This window comes from Loktanella atrilutea, assembly GCF_900128995.1.
GTDB classification, from domain to species: Bacteria; Pseudomonadota; Alphaproteobacteria; order Rhodobacterales; family Rhodobacteraceae; genus Loktanella; species Loktanella atrilutea.
This window is the reverse complement of record NZ_FQUE01000002.1, coordinates 304,241-325,424: the sequence shown is the minus strand read 5'-3', so window position 1 is coordinate 325,424 and position 21,184 is coordinate 304,241. Positions and strand designations below refer to the sequence as shown.

General features: G+C 64.3%; 17 protein-coding genes. 4 read left to right on the top strand and 13 right to left on the bottom strand.

Going from position 1 to position 21,184, the window contains the following annotated elements; genetic code table 11:
- Positions 1-53: 53 nt before the first annotated feature.
- Positions 54-854 carry a metallophosphoesterase family protein gene (locus BUA54_RS06760; RefSeq protein ID WP_084114184.1) on the bottom strand — a complete coding sequence of 267 codons (801 nt, stop codon included), beginning with the start codon at positions 852-854 and terminating at the stop codon, positions 54-56.
- A complete protein-coding gene (locus tag BUA54_RS06755) occupies positions 854-1,768 on the bottom strand; it encodes a diacylglycerol/lipid kinase family protein (RefSeq protein WP_072856465.1) in 915 nt (304 codons plus the stop codon). The genes BUA54_RS06760 and BUA54_RS06755 overlap by 1 nt, the downstream gene beginning before the upstream one ends.
- Before the next feature lie 232 nt (positions 1,769-2,000).
- Between BUA54_RS06755 and BUA54_RS06750 the strand changes: the two genes are divergently transcribed.
- The gene (locus BUA54_RS06750) at positions 2,001-2,558 is read left to right on the top strand and encodes a L,D-transpeptidase (protein WP_072856464.1); all 558 of its coding nucleotides are present in this window, start codon (positions 2,001-2,003) and stop codon (positions 2,556-2,558) included.
- A 57-nt stretch (positions 2,559-2,615) separates the two neighbouring features.
- Here the strand turns inward: BUA54_RS06750 and BUA54_RS06745 are convergent, their stop codons facing one another.
- Genes BUA54_RS06745 through BUA54_RS06735 form a run of 3 tightly spaced genes read right to left on the bottom strand, consistent with a single transcriptional unit; the run spans position 2,616 to position 5,257 of the window.
- Positions 2,616-3,746, bottom strand: coding sequence for a C45 family autoproteolytic acyltransferase/hydrolase (locus BUA54_RS06745; protein WP_072856463.1), 1,131 nt, complete (start codon positions 3,744-3,746; stop codon positions 2,616-2,618).
- Entirely contained in the window at positions 3,743-4,801 is a 1,059-nt protein-coding gene (locus BUA54_RS06740) for an extracellular catalytic domain type 1 short-chain-length polyhydroxyalkanoate depolymerase (RefSeq protein WP_072856462.1), read from the bottom strand. Before BUA54_RS06740 ends, BUA54_RS06745 begins: the two co-directional genes overlap by 4 nt.
- Before the next feature lie 39 nt (positions 4,802-4,840).
- Complete coding sequence (locus tag BUA54_RS06735) at positions 4,841-5,257, bottom strand: CopG family transcriptional regulator (RefSeq protein ID WP_072856461.1); 417 nt, start codon at positions 5,255-5,257, stop codon at positions 4,841-4,843.
- 164 nt (positions 5,258-5,421) lie between these two features.
- Between BUA54_RS06735 and BUA54_RS06730 the strand changes: the two genes are divergently transcribed.
- Complete coding sequence (locus tag BUA54_RS06730; RefSeq protein WP_072856460.1) at positions 5,422-6,711, top strand: PQQ-dependent sugar dehydrogenase; 1,290 nt, start codon at positions 5,422-5,424, stop codon at positions 6,709-6,711.
- Between the two features lie 36 nt (positions 6,712-6,747).
- Here the strand turns inward: BUA54_RS06730 and BUA54_RS06725 are convergent, their stop codons facing one another.
- The 5 genes from BUA54_RS06725 to pobA form a co-directional block, all read right to left on the bottom strand.
- Positions 6,748-7,659 (bottom strand): transglutaminase family protein, encoded by a 912-nt coding sequence (locus tag BUA54_RS06725; RefSeq protein ID WP_072856459.1) that lies wholly within the window; start codon positions 7,657-7,659, stop codon positions 6,748-6,750.
- A gap of 4 nt (positions 7,660-7,663) precedes the next feature.
- Positions 7,664-10,051: a circularly permuted type 2 ATP-grasp protein gene (locus BUA54_RS06720; RefSeq protein WP_072856458.1), complete on the bottom strand. Its 2,388-nt coding sequence runs from the start codon at positions 10,049-10,051 to the stop codon at positions 7,664-7,666.
- Positions 10,051-13,389 carry a transglutaminase family protein gene (locus BUA54_RS06715; protein WP_072856457.1) on the bottom strand — a complete coding sequence of 1,113 codons (3,339 nt, stop codon included), beginning with the start codon at positions 13,387-13,389 and terminating at the stop codon, positions 10,051-10,053. Before BUA54_RS06715 ends, BUA54_RS06720 begins: the two co-directional genes overlap by 1 nt.
- Positions 13,390-13,493: 104 nt before the next feature.
- The gene (locus BUA54_RS06710; RefSeq protein WP_072856456.1) at positions 13,494-14,495 is read right to left on the bottom strand and encodes a zinc-binding metallopeptidase family protein; all 1,002 of its coding nucleotides are present in this window, start codon (positions 14,493-14,495) and stop codon (positions 13,494-13,496) included.
- Between the two features lie 134 nt (positions 14,496-14,629).
- Complete coding sequence (gene pobA, locus BUA54_RS06705) at positions 14,630-15,799, bottom strand: 4-hydroxybenzoate 3-monooxygenase (RefSeq protein ID WP_072856455.1); 1,170 nt, start codon at positions 15,797-15,799, stop codon at positions 14,630-14,632.
- A gap of 77 nt (positions 15,800-15,876) precedes the next feature.
- Here pobA and BUA54_RS06700 point away from each other — a divergent pair, with 77 nt between their 5' ends.
- The gene (locus BUA54_RS06700) at positions 15,877-16,713 is read left to right on the top strand and encodes a helix-turn-helix domain-containing protein (protein ID WP_072856454.1); all 837 of its coding nucleotides are present in this window, start codon (positions 15,877-15,879) and stop codon (positions 16,711-16,713) included.
- 81 nt (positions 16,714-16,794) lie between these two features.
- Here BUA54_RS06700 and BUA54_RS06695 read toward each other — a convergent pair whose 3' ends face one another.
- From BUA54_RS06695 to BUA54_RS06685, 3 genes are all read right to left on the bottom strand, one after another.
- Positions 16,795-17,571, bottom strand: a complete 777-nt coding sequence (locus tag BUA54_RS06695) for an ATP-binding cassette domain-containing protein (protein ID WP_072856453.1) — start codon at positions 17,569-17,571, stop codon at positions 16,795-16,797.
- Positions 17,571-18,659, bottom strand: a complete 1,089-nt coding sequence (locus BUA54_RS06690) for an ABC transporter permease (RefSeq protein WP_072856452.1) — start codon at positions 18,657-18,659, stop codon at positions 17,571-17,573. The genes BUA54_RS06695 and BUA54_RS06690 overlap by 1 nt, the downstream gene beginning before the upstream one ends.
- 137 nt (positions 18,660-18,796) lie before the next feature.
- Positions 18,797-19,819 carry a sugar ABC transporter substrate-binding protein gene (locus BUA54_RS06685; protein WP_072856451.1) on the bottom strand — a complete coding sequence of 341 codons (1,023 nt, stop codon included), beginning with the start codon at positions 19,817-19,819 and terminating at the stop codon, positions 18,797-18,799.
- A 162-nt stretch (positions 19,820-19,981) separates the two neighbouring features.
- Between BUA54_RS06685 and BUA54_RS06680 the strand changes: the two genes are divergently transcribed.
- Positions 19,982-21,178, top strand: coding sequence for an ROK family transcriptional regulator (locus tag BUA54_RS06680; RefSeq protein ID WP_072856450.1), 1,197 nt, complete (start codon positions 19,982-19,984; stop codon positions 21,176-21,178).
- The last annotated feature ends 6 nt before the right edge of the window (positions 21,179-21,184 follow it).

The following is a 21,184-nucleotide window of genomic DNA, read 5'->3' as shown; positions in this document are numbered from 1 at the left end:
GCCTTTCCGGTATCCAGACCCCATTTTCCCCGCCAACGCAATCGCACGAGCCGTCAGTCCAGCGCTTGCCAGCCTTCCGGCGTGCGGCGATAGCGGCTTTGGCTGCGACCGGAATAGGTCATCTCTCCGGTATCTGCGGTCATGCGACAGGCGCTGAAGGTATCGCCCTTCAGGTCGAGGATCGCGAACTCGTTCGGCTCCCCGCGCAGGCGGGTGGACAGGCCGGTGCCGCAGTGGACCTGAAGTGTCATTTGCCGGTTCTTCTGAGCAAGGAACGGCTCTACCGTCCACGTGTGCAGGTGGCCTGACAGGATCACGTGAGGCCCGCAGTCGGACCAAGTGGAAAGGGCGCGCGCGGCACCTTTCATCACCTTCTTTTCGACCTGGGGTGACTGGTGGAACGGGTGATGGGCCATCACCACCACGGTGCGGTCGCGACCCGCCTCGCGGATTAGCCGGCTGACACGGTCGATCTGCGCAGGCCGGATCAGACCGCGTTGATGGCTCCAGCGGTGCGTGGTGTCGAGGCCGATGACCAGCATGTTGTCATCTTCCACCAGCGGCTCGGTTTCGTTGGTGATGTAACGGCGAAAGGCGGCGCGGGGTGCAAAGGCGCGGGCGAAGATATTGTAGAGTGGAATATCGTGGTTGCCGGGAACCGCGATCCAGTCGTGGCGCAGGCGGGCGACGAAGTCCCGGGCGTCACGGAACTGGCCGGCGCGGGCGCGCTGGACGAAATCGCCGGCGATCACCACCAGATCCGGATCGGCCTCGGAGATGCTGTTCAACAGCGGCTGCACCAGATCCGGCTGCGCGCGGCCGAAGTGAAGGTCGGTCAGCAGGACAAGACGCATCAGTCCGGGTCTCCGCCGCCGTCCTTCGGTACCATGACGCGGATCGCATCGCGCCTGACGTGGAACCGATAGGGGCCCGACATGCGCTCGTTTTCGCCGTCACGCGCGATCAAGGTGCGCCCGCGCTTCGTGTCGATCGTGATCTCCTCTCCCGCATGCAGGATGTAATCGTCGCCCCGGTGAATTCCGCCGAACAGGATCTTGACCGATTTCCACAACAATTGAAGCCGGTTGGAATGTGGCGCGAGGATGAGCGCCAGCTTGCCGTTACGCACGTCGTCAGCGCCTTCGAACTCGTATTGCTCCAACTGGTAGGCGCTGCTGGCAATGAAGGCCATAGGTGCGCGCACAGTCTGGGTCTTTCCGTCGACCGTGATGGTCATTGTCAGGTTGCGGTAAAGCGTCAGCATGGCCTTGATGACGGACCAGTAAGCCGCGATCCGGCTTCGCCCCCAACGCTTGTAAACGCCTTCCCTGACGTCGAGCACGGTTGCATAGGCGCCGAGACTGGCATTGTTGAGGAAAATCTTTCCGTTGACGTCGCCCAGTGTCAGCGGGGCAGGGGTGCCGTCGAAAAGGACATCGAGCGCCGCGTCGGGGTCTTCCGGGATGCCAAGGCCACGGGCTACGAAGTTGAAGGTACCCATTGGCAGCACGCCGAGCACGACATCGCTGTCCAGCAGCCCCGAGGTCACGCCCGCAATGGTGCCATCGCCGCCGGCAGCCACCACAATGCTGAAACCGTCGTCCACAGCCTGACTGACCATCATGTCCAGATGGGCAGGATTGTCTATCATGCGCAGGTCGATGCGGTTGTCGTTTCGCATGCGCTCCAGCAATGCCTCGGCGACGGGATCGTCCTTCTTCTTGCCCGATGAGGGATTGAACAGGACGCAGACGGAAGCTTTTGTCATCGGTATTCCCGGATACATGCGGCACTGCTCAATGCCGTGACGGTACGACTTGTTCCGCCGGAATTGGTTGCCCCTGATCGGCACTGCGGGGGTGGACGGTTTGCGCGCGGATCGGGTCGCAGGAACGTGAAAAGATTGCTACTGCCACCGCTCACGTTTCCGTGGTAGTGACGCGGCACGGGCAAAGCGCCGCGAGAGCGTGTGCGCCTCTGGCAGTTGACAGGATTCTGACATGACACAGACTTTCACGCGCCGCGTGGCGTTGGGGATTGCATTGGGCGGTCTGGCCGCGCCGACATTGCTGCGGGCACAGACGCTGCCTGGCGGCGTCACGCGGAACGTCGCAGCCTTCCGCACCTATGTCTGGAGCGATCATTTTGACGCCCTGTCCGGCGTGCCGATGCTGGTGGCCGACACGCAGGCCCGGTCACTGCATTACTGGGACGCGCAGGGGATCGACTACCGCGTCTATCCGACCTCCGTGCCCAAGACGGACGAGCTGACAAAGCGCGGCTATACCGAGATCGTGCGCAAGAAGGTCGGCCCGGACTGGACGCCGACACAATCGCAGAAGGAGCGCTTCGGATGGGAATACATTCCGCCCGGACCGAAAAGCCCCATGGGGACCCATGCGATGTATCTTGGCTGGCCCGCCTATGCGATCCACGGTACCCATGATACCCGCAAGATCGGCCGCCCGTCGTCCGACGGATGCATCGGTCTCTACAACGAAAAGATTGCCGAATTGTTCGAACTCTGCCCGATCGGATCCAAGGTCCGCATCATCTGAAAGTCTCAGAAGTCGCGTTTGAAAGGCCGCCGGGATGCTCCGGCGGCCTTTTGTGTGTCAGAACGGAAGGTAGCTTTCGATCGCGCGCCCGCGCCCGGCGGCATAGTCATTGGCCACCTGCATCCAGTCGATCCGCGCGGCCTGGGTCCAGTCCGGCCGGGGCGCAGCTTGCGGCAGTCCTACCTGACCGGCAACCTGTGGCAAAGCGGGAGCCAAGCCACTGGGATAGGTCACGACCCGCTGCCCTTCACGGAAGTCGGCGAGGGACTGCGACCACGTCCCGTCCGGTAAGATTAGATCGAGGGTCAGGGCCCTTGGGTCGTAGGCCGCCGTGAACAGCGTGCCGAAACCCTCCGTGTAACGGTCCTGAAGCAGGGGCGGCCGGCGGAACTGGTGCGAGAGGGATCGCGGGGCGCCGCGCAAGGTCCGCAGGTGGGCGTGACGCTCATGGGTCCGGGTGAAGCACGGACGGTCGGCCATGCTGCCATCGCTCTGGTGATTGGTGGCGATGGCCTGCGGCATCCGTCTCGCACCGCCGCCGGGCGACAATTCGACACTCGCCGTATTGCCGCCTGCGTCTGCGATAACCACGTTATAGGCCATGTGGGACGGCACACGGTCAAGGACGGCCAGCGCCTGATCCACCGTTTCGCAGGTCTCCATCACGTAGCGCAGGATCGTGGTGATGCCGAAACCACGACCTGTCCGGGTGCGCCCGCCGTAGGCCAGCGCGATCGACAGGCCCGCATCATTGATGCCGTCGGACAGGCCCCAGAGGAACTCGACCATCCCCATCACCCGCCGTCCGGTCCATGCGGTTTGCAGCATCAGCCCCTCGTTCAGATCGGGGGAAAGGTCGTAATTCCGCACGAGCCGCACGTCGGTCCCGTCCGAAACGGCCGCGAGGGAACAGCCCCCAAGATACTGCGGCGGACACCATGTGGACAGAAACCGCGCCGCGCGGTCGCCGCCGCCGGCCAGATCGACCAGCCTGTCATACGTCGCCACCAGCTCCGGCATGTGGTCTGCGATGGCGTCACGACAGGCGGCGCGGTCAGGGCCGTTATCACCGCCGCGGGCGATGAACCATGGCTCGTACGCGGGCCAGGACCGGTTCCAGCGGGCGGCCCATTTTGGTCCGGGCGATGCTTCGGCCACGGCGTCGAAGGTCAGGCTCATATCGGTCATTGCTGTGCCTTTCCGGCATTGTCGAAGAAGAAACGAACCATTTCGGCGCTGGCATCGGGCCCCTTGGTGTCCGTGTAGCTGCCGCTGGGCTGCCCCCCGGACCAGGCGTGGCCCAGGCCCTCGACGCTCCAGAGCTCCAGCATCTGGCGGCCTTGCATGTCTGCGGCGCTACGCATCTGCCAGCCGCGACCGTTGGTGGAGCCGGAGGCCTCGGCCTCGATCGTCTGGGCAGTGCCGGTCAGGGCGTGAGCGGCGATGCGCTGGCCGTTGACCGGGTTGACGGTGTTGTCGGCCGTGCCGTGAAAGACGATGGTCGGGATGCCCTGCCCGGCAGGGGCGGCCATGTCGGGCCCCTGACCCCCCATTGCGGCAAAGGCCGACGGCACGTCCCGCGCGGCGGAATAGGGCAGGCCGGAATGGGCCCCCACGGCAGAGTAGACGTCACCGTAGGTCTGCCCGAGGATCACCGCCATCGCAGCCCCTGCCGAGAGACCGGCAACGAACGTCCGGTCTGCCCCGATTCCATATTCCTCGGCGATCTGCCGGGTCATGCCGGCAATGATCGCGGGCTCGCCCTTGTCACGCAACTGATCGCCGCGGCTGAACCAGTTCCAGCAGGATTGTGCGTTGTCGCCCCGCGACTGCTGAGGGTACAGGACGATGAAGCCATCGCGGTCGGCCAGTGCGTTCATACCAGTGCCGGCCGCAAAATCGGCGGAGTTCTGCGTGCAGCCATGCAGCATCACGACGAGCCCGGTGGCGTCTTCGGCGGCGCTGGCAGGCACATGTACGAGGTAGTCGCGATGTCCGGCGGCACAGGTATAGGTACCTGACCTCATGCCATGTGCCACCGTGTTAGCGCGAGAGATGCCTGAGAGTCCGTTTATGGAAGGCATCTGTGGCATCTTCGGCATGCTCCAGTTTGCCTGCGGCGTTGACGATCCGCCGGGTATCAGACCGTGCTGTGCCAGCGTGCGGCTGACGAGGTCGTTGGCGGCGGCAAGACGTGCGTCACCGGACGCGGGGTGCTGCGCACCTGCGTTGAATTTGAACATCTGTTCAGTCCTTTTGATGGCCCGGAACGGGCCTGAAAATTATTGGATGCGGTCGGCCAAGGCGGCCTTTACCTCTGCACTGGCCTGAAGGGCGCCCAGCACGGTGATCGACCCGATCGTGGCGAGGGCCAGTTCCGGCGTCACGTCGGATGCGATCCGGGCGAGGCCTACGACCTTGACGTGCAGCACCTCTCCGGCCTTTTGCAGGCTTTCCAGATCGGCGCGGGTATAGTCGCGCAGACCAAGTTCCATCGTATGGCGTTCGATGGATTTGCTGACCGCATCCGTATGCGATCCCAGTTGGTTGCGGATCGCGGTCCGGATGAAGTCGGTGCGGTTTGAATAGAATCCTTCTTGCACCAGCAGGTCGATACGGCCGAGGTCGACGTAACCGAGGTTGATGGTAATCTTCTCACTATCAGGCGTCCTGTCTCGCAGCTGTCTGACGTTGCTCATATAGGTTTCTCCATCCGTGTAGATGGTATATGGATGTTATACGGCACCGTGCAACCCCGCATATTCAATCTGCCCAATCATCGCGCCTTCCCTTGCGGTTTCGCAAGTTTGCACGTTCTATCGCCCGGTGCCGGATGGGTGCTGAACTGCAGGAGACGACGACGATGGATTTCATGGCACGCGCAACCGCGCTGGTTGGCGGCACGATGGTAATGATGCGCCGCATGTCCGCACCGCGCCATCAGGCGGTCGGACAGTCGCCGCAGATCCCGCAGGCAAAGAAGCAGGGCCTGATGACCCTGAAGATGCCGACCGCGCAGGGCTGGGCCAAGGGACAGGTGCCGACCACTGCGCCGGGTCTGAAGGTCAACGCCTTTGCCAGCGCGTTGCAGCATCCGCGCTGGATCGAGGTTCTGCCCAATGGTGACGTCCTGATCGCAGAGGCGCTGCAGGAGGCTTCGAAGCCCCGTGGAATCGTCGATCGCGCCGCTCAGGCCACGATGCGCCGCGCACGCGCACTGGGCGTCAGTGCCAACCGGATCACGCTATGGCGCGATGCGGACGGCGACGGCGTGGCCGAAGAGCGGCACGTCTTTCTTGAAAACCAGCGCCAGCCATTCGGCATGGCTCTTGTAGACGGGACCTTCTACGTCGGGAACACCGACGGCATCGTCGCCTTTGACTATACCGAGGGGGCCACGAAGATCGAGGGGCCGGGACGCAAGCTGCTGACCTTCAAGCCCGGCGGTCACTGGACGCGCAGCCTGATCGTCTCTCCTGACCGGACGAAGATCTATGCCGGGGTCGGGTCGCTGACAAATATCGGTGACGAGGGAATGGAGGCCGAGGAGGGTCGCGCCTGCATCTGGGAACTGGAACTCGCCACCCAGAAGGCGCGCATCTTCGCCTCTGGCCTGCGCAATGCGGTCGGCACGGCGTGGGAGCCGACGACGGGTGCGCTCTGGACCGTTGTGAACGAACGCGACGGTTTGGGGGACGAAACGCCGCCGGATTACCTGACGCGGGTGCAGGACGGAGGCTTCTACGGGTGGCCCTATTGCTACTGGGGGCAGATCGTCGACGACCGGGTACCGCAGGATGCGGCAATGGTCGCTGCCGCAATCACGCCGGATTATGCGTTGGGCGGTCATACGGCGTCACTTGGGCTGTGTTGGGTCCCGGAGGGCACGCTGCCCGGCTTCGGCGCAGGGATGGCGATCGGGCAGCACGGATCATGGAACCGCTCGACGCTGTCTGGCTATCGATTGATCCACGTGCCCTTTACGGACGGCAAGCCGTCGGGGCCGCCGCGTGACATCCTGTCGGGCTTTTTGTCGGAAGACGAGCGCGTGTCCTACGGTCGGCCTGTCGGCGTGACGGTCGGGCCGGATGGCAAGTCTCTTCTGATGGCGGACGATGTCGGTGACATTGTCTGGCGCGTCACCGGCGCGTGATATCGACCAACGGGGGTACGGATTTTGTGCGAAAATTCACTCGCCCCCGGTCGCCGTCGGCGGGATCGGATCGACCAGCGGGATGACATCGACGGACTGGCGGCTGGTTTGCCCGCCAGATCCTCGCAGGATGCCCCGAATCGGGGCGACGTCGCCATAGTCCCTGCCGTGGGCCACGATGATATGCGAGCTATCCGCAATGCGATCGTTTGTCGGGTCGAAGGCCAGCCACCCTGCCTGAGGCCCGCACCAGGCCCGGACCCAGGCGTGCATCGCATCGGCGCCCTCCAACCGCGGCTTGCCCGGTGGCGGTCGGGTGCGAAGATAGCCGCTGACGTAGCCCGCAGGAATTCCGATGCCGCGCAGGCAGGCAATCATGATGTGGGAAAAATCCTGACAGACGCCGTGGCGCTTGGCAAAGGCCTCTGGCGCGGGGGTATCGACCGTAGTCGCCTTGGGATCGAACTGCATCGTGCGGTACAGGGCCCGGCCCACCGCCACGACGGCCTCCGCCGTATCCATGTCGGATACGACGTGCGCACGGGCAAAGGCCGTCATAGCCGGCGTCAGCGGCGCCCGGGCCGAGGCGGCTATGAAATGCACCGGGCTGTCCGGCCCCATGTCCCGGCAGGCATCTATGATCCGTGGCAGCGCGCCAAGCGAGGTAGCACTTTGGGGACTCTGCCGGGTAACCTGACGCTCTACCCGCGCCTGAACCGACACCTCGACACCGCCGTGGAGCGCATCGAGGGCGAATTCGACCACAGCGTTGCCAAAGAAGTCGATCCGGTCGCGCCGTTCCGACGGTCGGGGCGACAGGGTCAGCAGGCCGGCGACAAGCCGCTGTTCCGGCCCCAGATCGCGGGGCATGACGCAGACGACGTGGCGACCGTTCGACGCCGTGCCGGCGTAGTCCGTGGCAAGCGTCAGGCGGATGTCGTAGATCATCGGGTCAATGCAGGAAAGCTGCGTTGATCGTGTTCGACAGCCCCAGCACCTCCGTCAGGGCGGCATCGAGGGCGGCGGTGTCGAGCGTGACGACCGTGTGAACGGCGAAGGCGGTCTGTAGTGTCCGCACGCTACGTTCGAAATCGGTCATGTGACCCAGCGGCGCGTCGGCCGTCAGATCCGTTACCCGCGCCAGCAGGGTATCAAGCTGGAACCGTACGGCGCGCGGATTGAGGGGATCAAGTGCCAGCAGGTCGATCACGGTATCGCGGCTGGTGATCGTGGCATAGCGCTGGCGATGGACGATGACACTATCGCCGATCTCGACCGCCAGGTCGAGGGCCCCGTCCGGCGCATCCCGATCGGCCAGCCGCGACAGCAGGCCGAGGGTCATCGCCGCGCGTTCGAGAGCGCGTCCGATAGCAAGGAACTGCCAGCCGGCGGTGCGGTACATGTTGTCGTGGGTCAGGCCGGAAAACCCGGCGACCTTGCGCAACAGGATTCCCGTGGCGAGCGCTCCGTCATCCCCGACTTTCGTCGTGCCCTGCATCTTGGCGAGGGTCTTGTCCATGTCCGTGAGCGCCGCCCAACCGTCGACGCTGAAGCGATCGCGGATCTGGCTGGCGGAATGGACAGCCGCCGCCAGCGTCCGGCACAGGCCCTTGGGTATTGCGTGATCCATCTTGATGCCGTTGTCGCCCAAATGGCCGCGGATCCCGTCGAGCAGGGGCCCCGAGGCACCTTCCGACAAGCGACCATGATAGGCCCGCAGCAAGCGCAGCTGACCCTCCGTCCTCTCGATATAGCGACCCAGCCAGAACAGGTTGTCGGCGGCCCGGCTCGGCAGCGCCTCCGGCGTGGCGCGACGAAAGGGACCGTCACCCGCACGCGGCAGCAGTGTGGGGGTCGCGACGGGTGTGTCGGACACGACCCAGACGTCGGCCACCGACCCGCCGCGCCGCATTGAAACGGCAGAGGTATCGGCGCCGCCGCCGATCCGGGCAAAGCCACCGGGCATGACGTGCCAGCCCTGCGGCCCGCGGGCCAGGAAGACGCGGAGGGTCATTGGTCGGGGCACGAGGGCGCCGTTCTCATAGACCGGTGTCGTCGAAAGGGTCACGAGTTCCTTTGCCATCAGATCCGCCGCATTGGCGGCAAGCCACTGGCCGACGGCGGGATCGTCAGTGCCGGTCAGCGTGCCGCCGATCGCGTGGGGGGCCGAAGTCTCGTAGGGCATACGGGTCGCGAGGGCCGGACCAATCATCATGCGCGCCGCGTGGCGCTGAACGTGGGCCAGTTCGGCGGCCTGACCGCACCACCATGTCGCCACGTTGGGCAGCATCAGGTCGGCGCCGGTCAGCACCCGGCTGATCGCCGGCAGAAAGGCCATCAGGGCCTGCGTTTCCAGCACGCCGGCCCCCAATGCATTGACCATCGTCACCTGCCCCTGCCGGATCGCAGACATCAGGCCGGGCGTGCCAAGGTGACTGTCGCGCCGCAGTTCCAGCGGGTCGGACCAGATTCCATCCATGCGCCGCCACAGTACCTCGACCGGGATAAGGCCCTTTACGGTGCGCACTTTCAGGCCACCGTCGGCGACCGTCAGGTCGCCGCCCTCCAAAAGGCTCAGTCCCAGATAGCGGGCGATATAGGCCTGCTCGTAGTAGGTATCCGTCAAGGGGCCGGGTGTCAGGATCGCGGCGCGGCTGCTGCGGTCGCCCTTCAGGTCCGTCAGGGCGGACCTGAAATCCTGAAAGAAGCCTGCAAGCCGCTGGACGTTGGCCCGCGCGTAGAGGTCGGGGAAGACATGCGTGGTGGCGATCCGGTTCTCCAGCGCAAAACCGGCGCCGGACGGGGCGTCGGTCAGATCTTGCAGCACCCACCAGCGTCCGTCCGGACCGCGCCCGAGTTCAAAGGCGCAGAAGTGCAGAAAGTGGCCGCCGCGAGGTGCCACGCCGACCATCGGGCGCAACCATTCAGGGTTCGAGGCCACCAGTTGCGCCGGCAAGTGTCCATGAGCGACGAGCCGGTTCGGACCGTAGAGGTCGGCCGCCACCTGTTCCATCAGATCGGCACGCTGGATCAGTCCCGCGCTGATCGTATCCCAGTCCGCTTGTGCAAGGACGACGGGCACCGGGCTGTAGGGCCAGTCCCGCGTCGCCGCTGTCGCATCGCCGTACTTGCGAAAGAATACACCCGCGTCCGCCAGATGCTGCTCGCCCCGGGCGAAATCGGCAGCGATCCGGGAAGGGGTCAGTGCGGAGAGGTGGTCGAGCAGCGGCGCCCAGCCGGGGCGCATCCGACCCTGGGCATCGCAGAGCTCGTCCGGGACGCCGGGCAAGGGCCGGTAGCTGTCGAACAGCCCCGAAATGCCGGCGGCTTGGGCGGGCATCACAGGCCCGGTTTGCGGCGCAGGTCCAGCGTCATGGGGCATGAGGGATGTGGCGTTTCGGGCTGGGGTTCATAGGTTCCGGCAGTATGTCCGTAGGGTTCGAAACGGGCAAGGCGACGGGCCTCTGCCTCGTTCCCGTTGACGGGAAATGTATCATAATTGCGACCGCCCGGATGGGCCACGTGATAGGTGCAGCCGCCGATCGCGCGTCCCGTCCAGGTATCGTAGATGTCGAAGGTCAATGGCGCGTTGACGGGCAATTTGGGATGCAGCGCGAGCGGCGGCTGCCACGCCTTGAAGCGCACGGCGGCGACGCTTTCGCCGTTCTTGCCGGTGGGCTGCATCGGCATGGTGCGCCGGTTGCACGTCATTGTGTAGCGGCCCGGATCGGTCGCCGTCAGCTTCGCCTGCAGCCGCTCGACCGAGCTGTCGGTATAGCGCACGGTGCCGCCGATCGCCCCGGTCTCGCCCATGACGTGCCAGGGTTCCAGCGCCTGCCGGATCTCGAGGTGCACGCCGTTCACCTCGATCTCGCCGCAGAAGGGAAACCGGAACTCCTCCTGCGCCTTGAACCAGTCGGGGTCCAGATCAAAACCGTGCTGTTTCAGGTCAGCCAGCACCTCGAGGAAGTCTTGCCAGACCATCTCGGGCAACATGAACCGGTCGAGCAGCGTGGTCTCCCAGCGCGTCAGGTTGCCCTTGATCGGGGCCTTCCACATCCGCGCGATCAGCGCCCGGATCAGCAGTTGCTGGGCAAGGCTCATCCGCGGATTGGGCGGCATCTCGAAGCCGCGGAATTCCACGAGGCCGAGTCGCCCGGTGGGGCCGTCGGGGGAATAGAGCTTGTCGATGCAGATCTCGGCCCGGTGGGTGTTGCCGGTCACATCGACCAGCAGGTTGCGCAGCAGCCGGTCGGTGAGCCACGGGGCAGGCACATCGCCCTCTTCGGGCGTGCGGATCTGGTCTAGCGCGATTTCCAGCTCGTACAGGCTGTCCATCCGCGCCTCGTCGATGCGGGGGGCCTGGGAGGTCGGACCGATGAACATGCCGCTGAAGAGGTAGGACAGGGACGGATGCCGCTGCCAGTGCAGGATGATCGACCGCATCAGGTCGGGACGCCGCAGGAAGGGGCTGTCGGCGGGTGTGACGCCGCCCACGACAACGTGGTTGCCGCCGCCCGTGCCGGTGTGCCGCCCGTCGATCATGAACTTGTCGGCGCCAAGGCGCAGTTGCCGCGCCTCCTCGTAGACGATCTCGGTGGTGTTGACGCAATCCTCCCAGCTATGCGCGGGGTGGATGTTGACCTCGATCACGCCGGGATCGGGGGCGACGCGGATCACGTTCAGGCGCGGGTCCGATGGCGGCCCATAGCCTTCGATATGGACAGGCACGCCAAGCTTCTTTGCGGCCGCCTCTGCCGCGCCGACGAGTTCGAGGTAGTCCTCCACCTCCTCCACGGGCGGCATGAAGACGCAAAGCCGCCCGTCGCGGGGTTCGACCGACACGGCGGTCCGCACGCGGCCCTTCAGGTCGCTGATCACCTGCTCGGTGCGCTCCTGCACCGGCTCCGCCGCAGTGAAGCTGGCGCGCATCTGCTCTGGGATTTCCTCCTCACGCAGGTCGCGCGTGGGGGCCTGACCCGGACGCGGTGGCAGTGGCGGGCGGTCCTGCATCGGATCGCCGACGATGACATGAGGATAGCTGGCTTCGGGGATATGTTCCAGCGATCCCAAGGGCAGACGATAGCCTACGGGACTGTCGCCCGGCACGAGGTAAAGGTGCCCGCGCCGCATCTCCCAGACTTCGGAGAGCCATTGCGACTTGGCGCGACCCTGCCATTTCTGAACTGGCAGGACGTAGCCCGACGGCTCCGTCAACCCGCGTTCGAAGACGCGGGCCATGCGGTTGCGAGCCTCTGCGTCCTTCAGTTCGTTGTTCTCCGGCGTCACGTTGACCGGCAGGTTGCCTTCCTTCAGCACCCAGTCGGCGGGGTCCTCGAAGGCGGGGATGACGTTGGCGGGCGGCACGCCCAGCGTCTCGGCCATGGTGTGCAGGACGGCCTGCGCCTGCTCCTTGGTCGCCCCCGTCGCATCCTCGGCGGCGATCAGGTCGGGGTCGACCCAGATCGGCTCGCCATCCCGGCGCCAGTAGAGTGAGAACGTCCAGCGCGGCAGGGTCTCGCCCGGATACCACTTGCCTTGCCCGTAGTGCAGGAAACCGCCGGGCGCGAAACGCGCCTGCAGGCGGCGGATCAGCTTGTCGGCAAACAGGCGCTTCGTGGGGCCGACGGCGCCGGTGTTCCACTCCTCCGCCTCGAAGTCGTCGATGGACACGAAGGTCGGTTCGCCGCCCATCGTCAGGCGCACGTCGCCGTCGTCAAGTGCCTTGTCCACCGTCTGCCCCAGCGCGTTCAGCTTGTCCCAAGCCGCGTCCGAGAACGGCTTGGTAATGCGCGGATGCTCCGCCACGCGGGTCACGGTCATGTCGAAGTCGAAGGTGACCTCGGCAAAGCTCGCCATGCCGGAAATCGGTGCGGCATTTGCGTAATGCGGCGTCGCGGCGAGCGGGATATGGCTTTCGCCGGTCAAGAGGCCCGAGGTGGGGTCGAGGCCGACCCAGCCGGCGCCGGGCAGATAGACCTCGCACCAGGCGTGAAGATCGGTGAAGTCGTTCTCTGTCCCCTGCGGACCCGATACCGCCTTCAGGTCGGGCTTCAGCTGGATCAGATAGCCTGACACGAAACGCGCGGCCAGTCCCAGATGGCGCAGCAGGTTTACCAGCAGCCAGCTGGTGTCCCGGCAGGACCCCTTCGCCAACTGCAGCGTCTCCTCCGGTGTCTGCACGCCCGGTTCCATGCGGACGATGTAACCGATGTCGCGCGCCAACCGCGCGTTCAGCCCGACGACGAAGTCGATGGTACGCTGCGTATCGCGGGAGATGCCGTCGAGATATTTGCTGAAAAGCGGGCCCTCTTCATGGGTCCGCATGTAGATCGACAGGTCGTCGTGAATGGCTGCGGGGTAGGCGAATGGGAATTCCTGTGCCGTATCCTCGACGAAGAAGTCGAAGGGGTTGTAGACGCTCATGTCGGCAACGACATCGACCTCGACCTTGAATTCGGTGACCGGATCTGGAAAGACGTAGCGGGCTTGCCAGTTGCCGTAGGCATCCTGTTGATAATTCACGAAGTGGTTCGCCGGCGTCACCTTCAGGCTGTGCGACAGCACTGGCGTCCGGCTGTGGGGGGCGGGTCGCAACCGGATGATCTGTGGACCGAGCGTCACGGGCCGATCGTACTGGTAATGGGTCAGGTGGCGGATCGCGGCGAGGATCGACATGGGCAACCTTTCGGAACAGTTGTCATGAACTGTCCCACGATGTGCCCGCCACCTCCACCCGCATTTGATCGAAACGCGGGCAAAGGAAACGGAGTGCCTGAAAATTAGGCGATTGCGGCGCCGTGGATCAGGTCATTGATGAACTGCAGCTTGGCCATGACCGGCTTGTTCAGAACGAAGGGGTAAAGGTCGGGCTGACCCATGGCGCGGTTCATGTTGTTCAGCGCGACCGTTACCGGCACCCACGCCTCGACCACCGGCTCTATTTCCTTGGCGGCATAGGCGTCCTCCGTCACCTGACGCCCGTCCAGCGACATGGCATAGGCGGCAGCGGTTTCGACCCCGTCGGCGATGTGCATCCAATGAGCCCAGGTCTCTGCAAAGTCCTCCCACGGGTGAGAGGTGGCGTAGGCGCTGATGTGCGTCTGCTGCCAGCCCTGCGGCGCGCCGTTGTCGTAGTGGTGTTGCAGCGCCGCGCTGTAATCCGCCCTCTCGTCCCCGAAGAGTTCGCGATAGCGGTCGATCTGCGGCGAATTGTCGACGAGCAGCGCCCAGTAGAAGTGCCCGACCTCGTGCCGCATGTGGCCGATCAGCGTGCGGTAGGGCTCGTCCATCGCGGTGCGGCGAGCGACGCGCACGTCGTCATCGCTTTCGGCGATGTTGATCGTGATCAGCCCGCTTTCATGGCCAGTCATCACCGGCGTCACGCCGTTCGGCCCCTCGGCATCGGCCAGAAAGTCGAAGGCCAACCCGAGGTTCGGGTTCTGGGCGCGGGTCGGGCGCGGCAGGTGCCACCGCATCAGCCCGTAGATCAGCTTGCGCTTGGCAAGTTCGACTTCCTGCCAGCGGACAAGGTTGCCCTCCATCGAGGCATCGGGGATGAAATGGTTGTGCTGGCAGGCAAGGCAGTAGCTCCCCTGTTTGGCATCGATCGCAAGCCAGTTGCAGGCGGCTCCCTCGGCATTGGCGCAAAGCACCACATCGCCGCCGGCAGCGCGCATCGTCATGGCATTGGCATCGAACCCGAGGCGTGTGCCGCAGTTGACGCAGGACTGATTTCGGAAATGCACCTCGTTGGCGCAGGTGGGGCAGGTGAAGCGTTTCATGGGACCGCCGTTCTGGACAGAAGCTATGCAGCTAGCGTCGGGCAACCCTTCGTCAATGTATGGCACTCCGGACGCCGGCGGCAGATTGCGAAATCGTTAAATCGTTCCATGCCTGCCCTAGTGACGCCGGACCGTCAGTAGGGCAGGCCTACATAGTTTTCTGCCAACGCGGCCTGCGCCCTTGGCGACGCTTGCAGATACCGCAGCTCTGCATCCTGAATGGCCTGATCGAAGGGCGTTTGTTCGGGAAAGCGGTGCATCGTCGTGGTGAACCACCAGCTGAACCGGATCGCGTTCCAGACACGCGCGAGGGCGGTCTGAGAATACCCGTCGAGACCCGTTTCGTCACCCTGTCCATAGTGCAGCTTCAAGGCCTTGAACAGGTAATGCACATCCGAGATCGCGAGGTTCAATCCCTTGGCGCCGGTCGGCGGCACGATGTGGGCCGCGTCGCCGACAAGGAACAGACGGCCCCAGCGCATCGGGTCGGCGACATAGGATCGCAGGGGTGCGATCGATTTCTCGATGGTAGGGCCCGTGACCAGCGCCTCTGCTGCGTCGTGGGGCAGGCGGCGGCGCAGTTCGTCCCAGAACGCCGCGTCGGTCCACTTGTCGAGGGGGTCATCGACGGGGGCCTGAATGTAGTAGCGGCTGAGATGCGGATTGCGCATCGACGCCAGCGCAAACCCGCGCGGGTGGTTGGCGTAGATCAGCTCGTGGCTGACGGGAGGCGTTTCCGACAGGACACCCAGCCAGCCGAAGGGGTAGACGCGCTCGTATTCCGTCAGCACATCCTTTGGAATTGCTTGGCGCGACGGGCCGTGAAAGCCGTCGCATCCGGCCACGAAATCGCAGTCGACACGGTATTCCGTGCCGTCCAGAGTGTAGGTGACATAGGGTGCGTCGGTGTCCAGATCGTGGGGCCACGTGCCTTCCACCTCGTGGATCACGATACCGTCTGCCTTTTCGCGGGCGTCATAGAGGTCACGGGTCACTTCGGTCTGGCCGTAGACCATCACCTTCTTCCCGATCAGCGCGTCGAAATCGATCCGGAACCCTTCGTTCTGCACCGCAAGGTAGGTGCCGGAGTGGGGCAGACCCTCTGCATGGGCGCGAGCCGCGACACCGGCCTGTTCCAGCATCCCGACGGAGCCGTATTCCAGCACGCCCGCGCGGATCCGACCGAGGACGTAGTCGCGCGACCGACGTTCCAGCACAACGGATGCGATGCCCGCCCGGTGCAGCAATTGCGACAGCAAAAGGCCCGAAGGCCCCCCTCCGATGATGCAGACTTGCGTGCGCATGTGCCCCCCCTCTGACAGCATGTCTTGCAAGGATGGACCTGCCGGCCGCATGATACCCGAAGGATCGGAGCGAGAACTTGGACAATCCAGCCAAACGAACACCTGCCTTCGCCTTGTTCGGCGAGGGTCGCATCTTTCCCGACGTCCTGCACTGCGAGGACATCAATGCCCGCGCGCATCGACACGGCTGGAAGATAGCGCGCCATCGGCATCCGGACCTGCACCAGTTCTTTCTGTTCCGGTCCGGTGACGTGACCCTGCGACTGGCGGATGGCGACCGGCCGCTGCACCTGCCCGTGGCACTGTCGATCCCGAGCCAGCTTGAACACGGTTTCATCTTCGAGGCCGGGACAGAAGGCTACGTCGTGACGGTTCCGGTCGACGTGCTGTCCGACCTTGCACCGACGGGTCTGCGGCGGTTCCAATCGCGAGCGGAAACGCCCCGGATGGCGAGTCTTTTCGCAGCCATTGCCGACCGGTACGCGGATCGGTCAGGTCCACGGGATCTTGCCCTGCGCGCCCTCGTGGTGGCGCTGGGCTGCGATCTGGTGACGGCAGAGCCTTCGATGACCGATCCTGCTGCGACCCTTTATGCCAGGTTCGAGGATGCGGTAAGGACCCATGCGGCGGACGGGTGGCGCGTGAAGGATTACGCGGCACATCTTGGCACCTCCTCCACGCAGCTGAACCGGGTCGTCCGCCATCAGGCGGATCAGTCGGTCATGGGCGCAGTGCAGGCCCATCTGCTGGGAGAGGCGGCGCGGCGGTTGGCCTACACCCGTCAGCCGGTCACGACGATCGCCTATGATCTGGGATTTTCGGACCCGGCGTATTTCGCAAGGGTCTTCCGCAAGGGGATGGGTCTTTCGGCGCGGGACTATCGCAAGAGCTTCGGGGCGGGGGCCTCTGGCTGATCCGCCGCCCTTGGGTCCTCAGGGTATTTTGACCAGACGAAACGCGCAGGCCGCGACCGTGACGGGCGGCCTGCCGTCCTGTCAGGCCATTTCCATTTCCTGATCGGGCACCTTGGCGCCGGTCATGTAGCCGACGGCGTCGGACATCGAGTGGTTCCGCGGATTGATGACGCAAAGCCGCTTGCCCAGCCGGTGGACGTGGATGCGGTCGGCGACCTCGAACACGTGCGGCATGTTGTGGCTGATCAGGATGATCGGCACGCCGCGCGCGCGGACGTCCTGAATCAGTTCCAGCACCTTGCGGCTTTCCTTGACGCCCAGCGCCGCCGTCGGTTCATCGAGGATGATGACCTTCGACCCGAAGGCTGCGGCACGGGCCACGGCCACGCCTTGGCGTTGGCCGCCGGACAGGGTTTCCACCGCCTGGTTGATGTTCTGGATCGTCATCAGGCCCAGTTCGCTCAGCTTTTCGCGGGCGAATTTTTCCATCGCGCTCCGGTCCAACTGTCGCAGCCACTTACCGCGGAAGCCGGGTTTGCGCAGTTCCCGCCCCATGAACATGTTGTCGGCGATCGACAGGGCAGGGGACATGGCGAGGGTCTGGTAGACCGTCTCGATCCCCGCCTCGCGCGCCTCGATGGGAGAGGCAAACCGGATCTTCTTGCCTTCAAGGAAAATCTCGCCCTCGTCGGGAATGACGGCGCCCGACACCGCCTTGATGAGTGAGGACTTGCCGGCGCCGTTGTCGCCGATCACGGCCAGGATTTCTCCGGGGTAGAGATCGAAATCGCAATGGTCGAGTGCGGTCACCTTGCCGTAGCGCTTGACCAGATTGCGGCCCTTGAGAATGGGTTCCATTATGCAGACACCTTTCTGATCCATTGGTCGACGGCAACGGCGATGATGATCAGTGCGCCGATGAAGAGATACGTCCACTGCGCGTCTGCCCCGGCCAGCCGCAGGCCCAGCGTGAACACGCCCACGATCAGCGCGCCGAAGAGTGAGCCCATGATCGACCCGCGCCCGCCGAAGAGCGAAATGCCACCGATCACGACGGCGGTGATGGACTGGATGTTCGCCTCTTGCCCCGAGGTGGGAGAGACCGAGCCGATGCGCCCGATCAGGGCCCAGCCGGCAAAGGCGCAGATCAGGCCCGCGAGCGCATAGACCGCGATCAGCACGCCGTCGACATTCACGCCCGAGAGCTTCGCCGCTTCCTGATCGTCGCCGACCGCATAAATGTGGCGGCCAAAGGCGGTCTGTCGCAGCATGTAAGCGAGAAAGGCCACCAGCACGAGCATGAAGATGACGCCTACCGTCAGCGTCGCGCCGCCCTGTCCGGCCTCGTTGGCGCCGATCTTGAAGGTTGTGCCGAAAAGCTGAAGGATCGGCGCTTCGGTCCGGATCTCCTGGCTGCGGATTGTCTCGTTGGCGGAATAGAGGAAGTTCGCGGCCAGGATGATCTGCCAGGTGCCCAGCGTCACGATGAAGGGCGGCAGCTTCATCTTCGACACGAGAATTCCATTCGCTGCGCCCAGCGCTGTGCCGATGATCAGACCGCAGAGGATCGATATCTCGGCCGGGATGCCGTAGCGAAAGGTGAACTGACCCATGATGACCGAGGACATCACCATGATCGCACCGACGGACAGGTCGATGCCAGCGGTCAGGATGACGAGGGACTGGGCGGCGGCCACGATGCCCACAAGCTGCACCTGCTGCAAGATCAGCGTCAGGGACGAAGCCGAGAAGAACTTGCTGCCGAGCAGGCTGCCGAATACGATGATCGATACGATCAGGACGATCAGCGGGACAAGGGACGGCGTCACGTGCAATGCGTGCTGGACCGTCTTGACGAAGCCCTTGTGGTCGTCACGAAATTCGGCAACCGCTTCTTCGCGCTTGACCTTCACGACGGATTCATAGTCGTCGGATTGCGATGCCATCGCCTGCCTCCCCCTTTGCGTTCAATGTCTGCTGTGGCGCCGGTCACGGCAGCACAGGCCTCCCCGGACTTGTCCGACAGGGGCGGATCCTCCGCCGCCCCCGTCGTCGTCAGTGTGTCGTAACCTGCGGGCTCAGATCAACCCCAGCAGATTGCCTTGCCTTCTTCGGAAGTGATCGACTCGACGCCATCGACGGGCTTGTCGGTGATCAACTTCACGCCGGTATCGGTAAAGGTCTTGCCCTCGGTCGGTGTCGGCATCGTGCCGTCCTTTGCGAAGGCGGCGATCGCCTCGACGCCCAGCTTGGCCATATCCAGCGGATACTGCTGGCTGGTGGCGCCGATCACGCCGTCGGCCACGTTCTGAACGCCGGGGCAGCCCCCGTCGACGGAGACAATCAGTACGTCGTTCTCGCGGCCCACGGCCTTCAGCGCCTCGTAGGCACCGGCGGCTGCTGGTTCGTTGATCGTGTAGACGACGTTGATGTCGGGGTTCACGGCGAGGAGGTTCTCCATCGCGGTGCGGCCGCCTTCCTCGTTCCCGGCAGTGACGTCGTTGCCGACGATGCGTGCATCGTCCTCGTCACCGATGACGTTCTCGTCCTTCAGGTCGATTCCGAATCCCTGCAGGAAGCCCTGATCACGCAACACGTCGACGGTGGGTTGGCTGACGGCAAGGTCCAGCATCGCGATCTTGGCGTCGGCAGCGGCATCGCCCAGCGTGCCCTTTGCCCATTCGCCGATCAGAAGGCCGGCGGCAAAGTTGTCGGTGGCGAAGGTCGCGTCGGCGGCATCGGCGGGGGACAGCGGGGTATCCAGCGCGATGACCAGCAGGCCGGCATCGCGGGCTTTCTGGACCGAATCGACGATGGCAGAGGTGTCGGATGCGGTGATCAGGATCCCCTTGGCACCGTCGGCGATGCAGGTCTCGATCGCGGCGACCTGGGTTTCATTGTCGCCATCGACCTTGCCGGCAAAGGATTTAAGTTCCATGCCCAGATCGGCAGCCGCCTTTTCGGCGCCTTCCTTCATCTTCACGAAGAACGGGTTGGTGTCCGTCTTGGTGATCAGGCATGCGGACATGCCGGTATGGGATTCGGCGCTGGCGGCACCGGCCAGCGCGATCATCGCCAGAGCGGTGCCTGCAAACAATTTCGTCATGGTAGCCTCCCAAAGATTTTCAGCGGTAACGACCGCTCGTGCCCCGCGCCCTCCCGGCTGGGGACTGTTCCCGATAGACACTATTTAAGATGATTCGTCAATAAATAAATCAACTTGATTTATTAAATGGTTTAGGTGATTGTAGTGGCTGGAGGATCGATCATGAGCGATACCGATGTGCGCGATCCCGGCACCGGCCGGAACCAGCATACGCTGCGCGATCATAACGAAAGATTAATTCTCACGACACTTTTGCGCAACGGTGCATCGGCGGGCAGCGATATCGCGCGGCGGACGGGCCTGTCACCGCAGACGGTATCCGTCATCTTGCGAGGACTGGAGCAGGACGGTTTGCTGACCCGTGGCAGTCCGCAGCGCGGCCGCGTCGGCAAGCCGTCGATCCCGATGGATCTTGCGCCACATGGCGCCCATGCCGTGGGTCTAAAGATCGGACGACGCAGTGCGGATCTGGTTCTGACCGACATGATCGGCAGCATCGTCGCCGAACGGAACCTGACCTATCGCTACCCCTTACCCAAGGCGATCCTCAGCTTCCTGCGTGAGGGGCTTGTGGCCTTTGCCGACGCGTTGACGCCAGCGGCGGCAGACCGGATCGCCGGGATCGGGATCGCCATGCCCTACGAGATCTGGAACTGGCACGAGATCATCGGCGCACCGGAAGACGCCATGCAAGCTTGGCGAACCTTCGACTTCGCGTCCGCCATCGTGGAATTTTCGTCCCTGCCAGTCTTCGTCGAAAATGACGCGACCGCCGCGAGCCGTGCCGAACATATCTACGGTATCGGGCGGAGCTGGCGCGATTACGCGTATTTCTTTATCGGGTCCTTTATCGGCGGCGGCGTGATCCTCAACCATTCCGTGTTTGAAGGGCGGTCCGGCAATGCCGGGGCCTTCGGGTCGCTGCCGATGCGCGGGCCCGACGGGCATGACATCCAGCTGATCGACGCAGCCTCTCTCCATCTGCTCGAAACGGCCCTGACCCAAGCAGGTCACGATCCCTCTGTCCTGTGGACGTCGCCGCAGGACTGGTCACGGTTCGACGCGATCCTTGACAATTGGATCGCAGTGACGGCCCAGCAGCTTGCACTTGCCGCGCTGACGGTCTGTTCCGTTATCGACTTCGAGGCGATCGTCATCGACGGCGGCTTTCCGGCGTCGGTCCGCGACAGGCTGGTTACACAGACCGCGACCTGCCTCAAGGCGCTTGACCTGCGTGGTCTGGCGGCGCCTGTCATCATCGCCGGCAGCATCGGCCCGAATGCCCGCGCCCTCGGCGCGGCATCAACGCCAATTCTATCGCAATACTTCCTGAACACCCACGGCGAGACGGGCGGCTAGGACCGA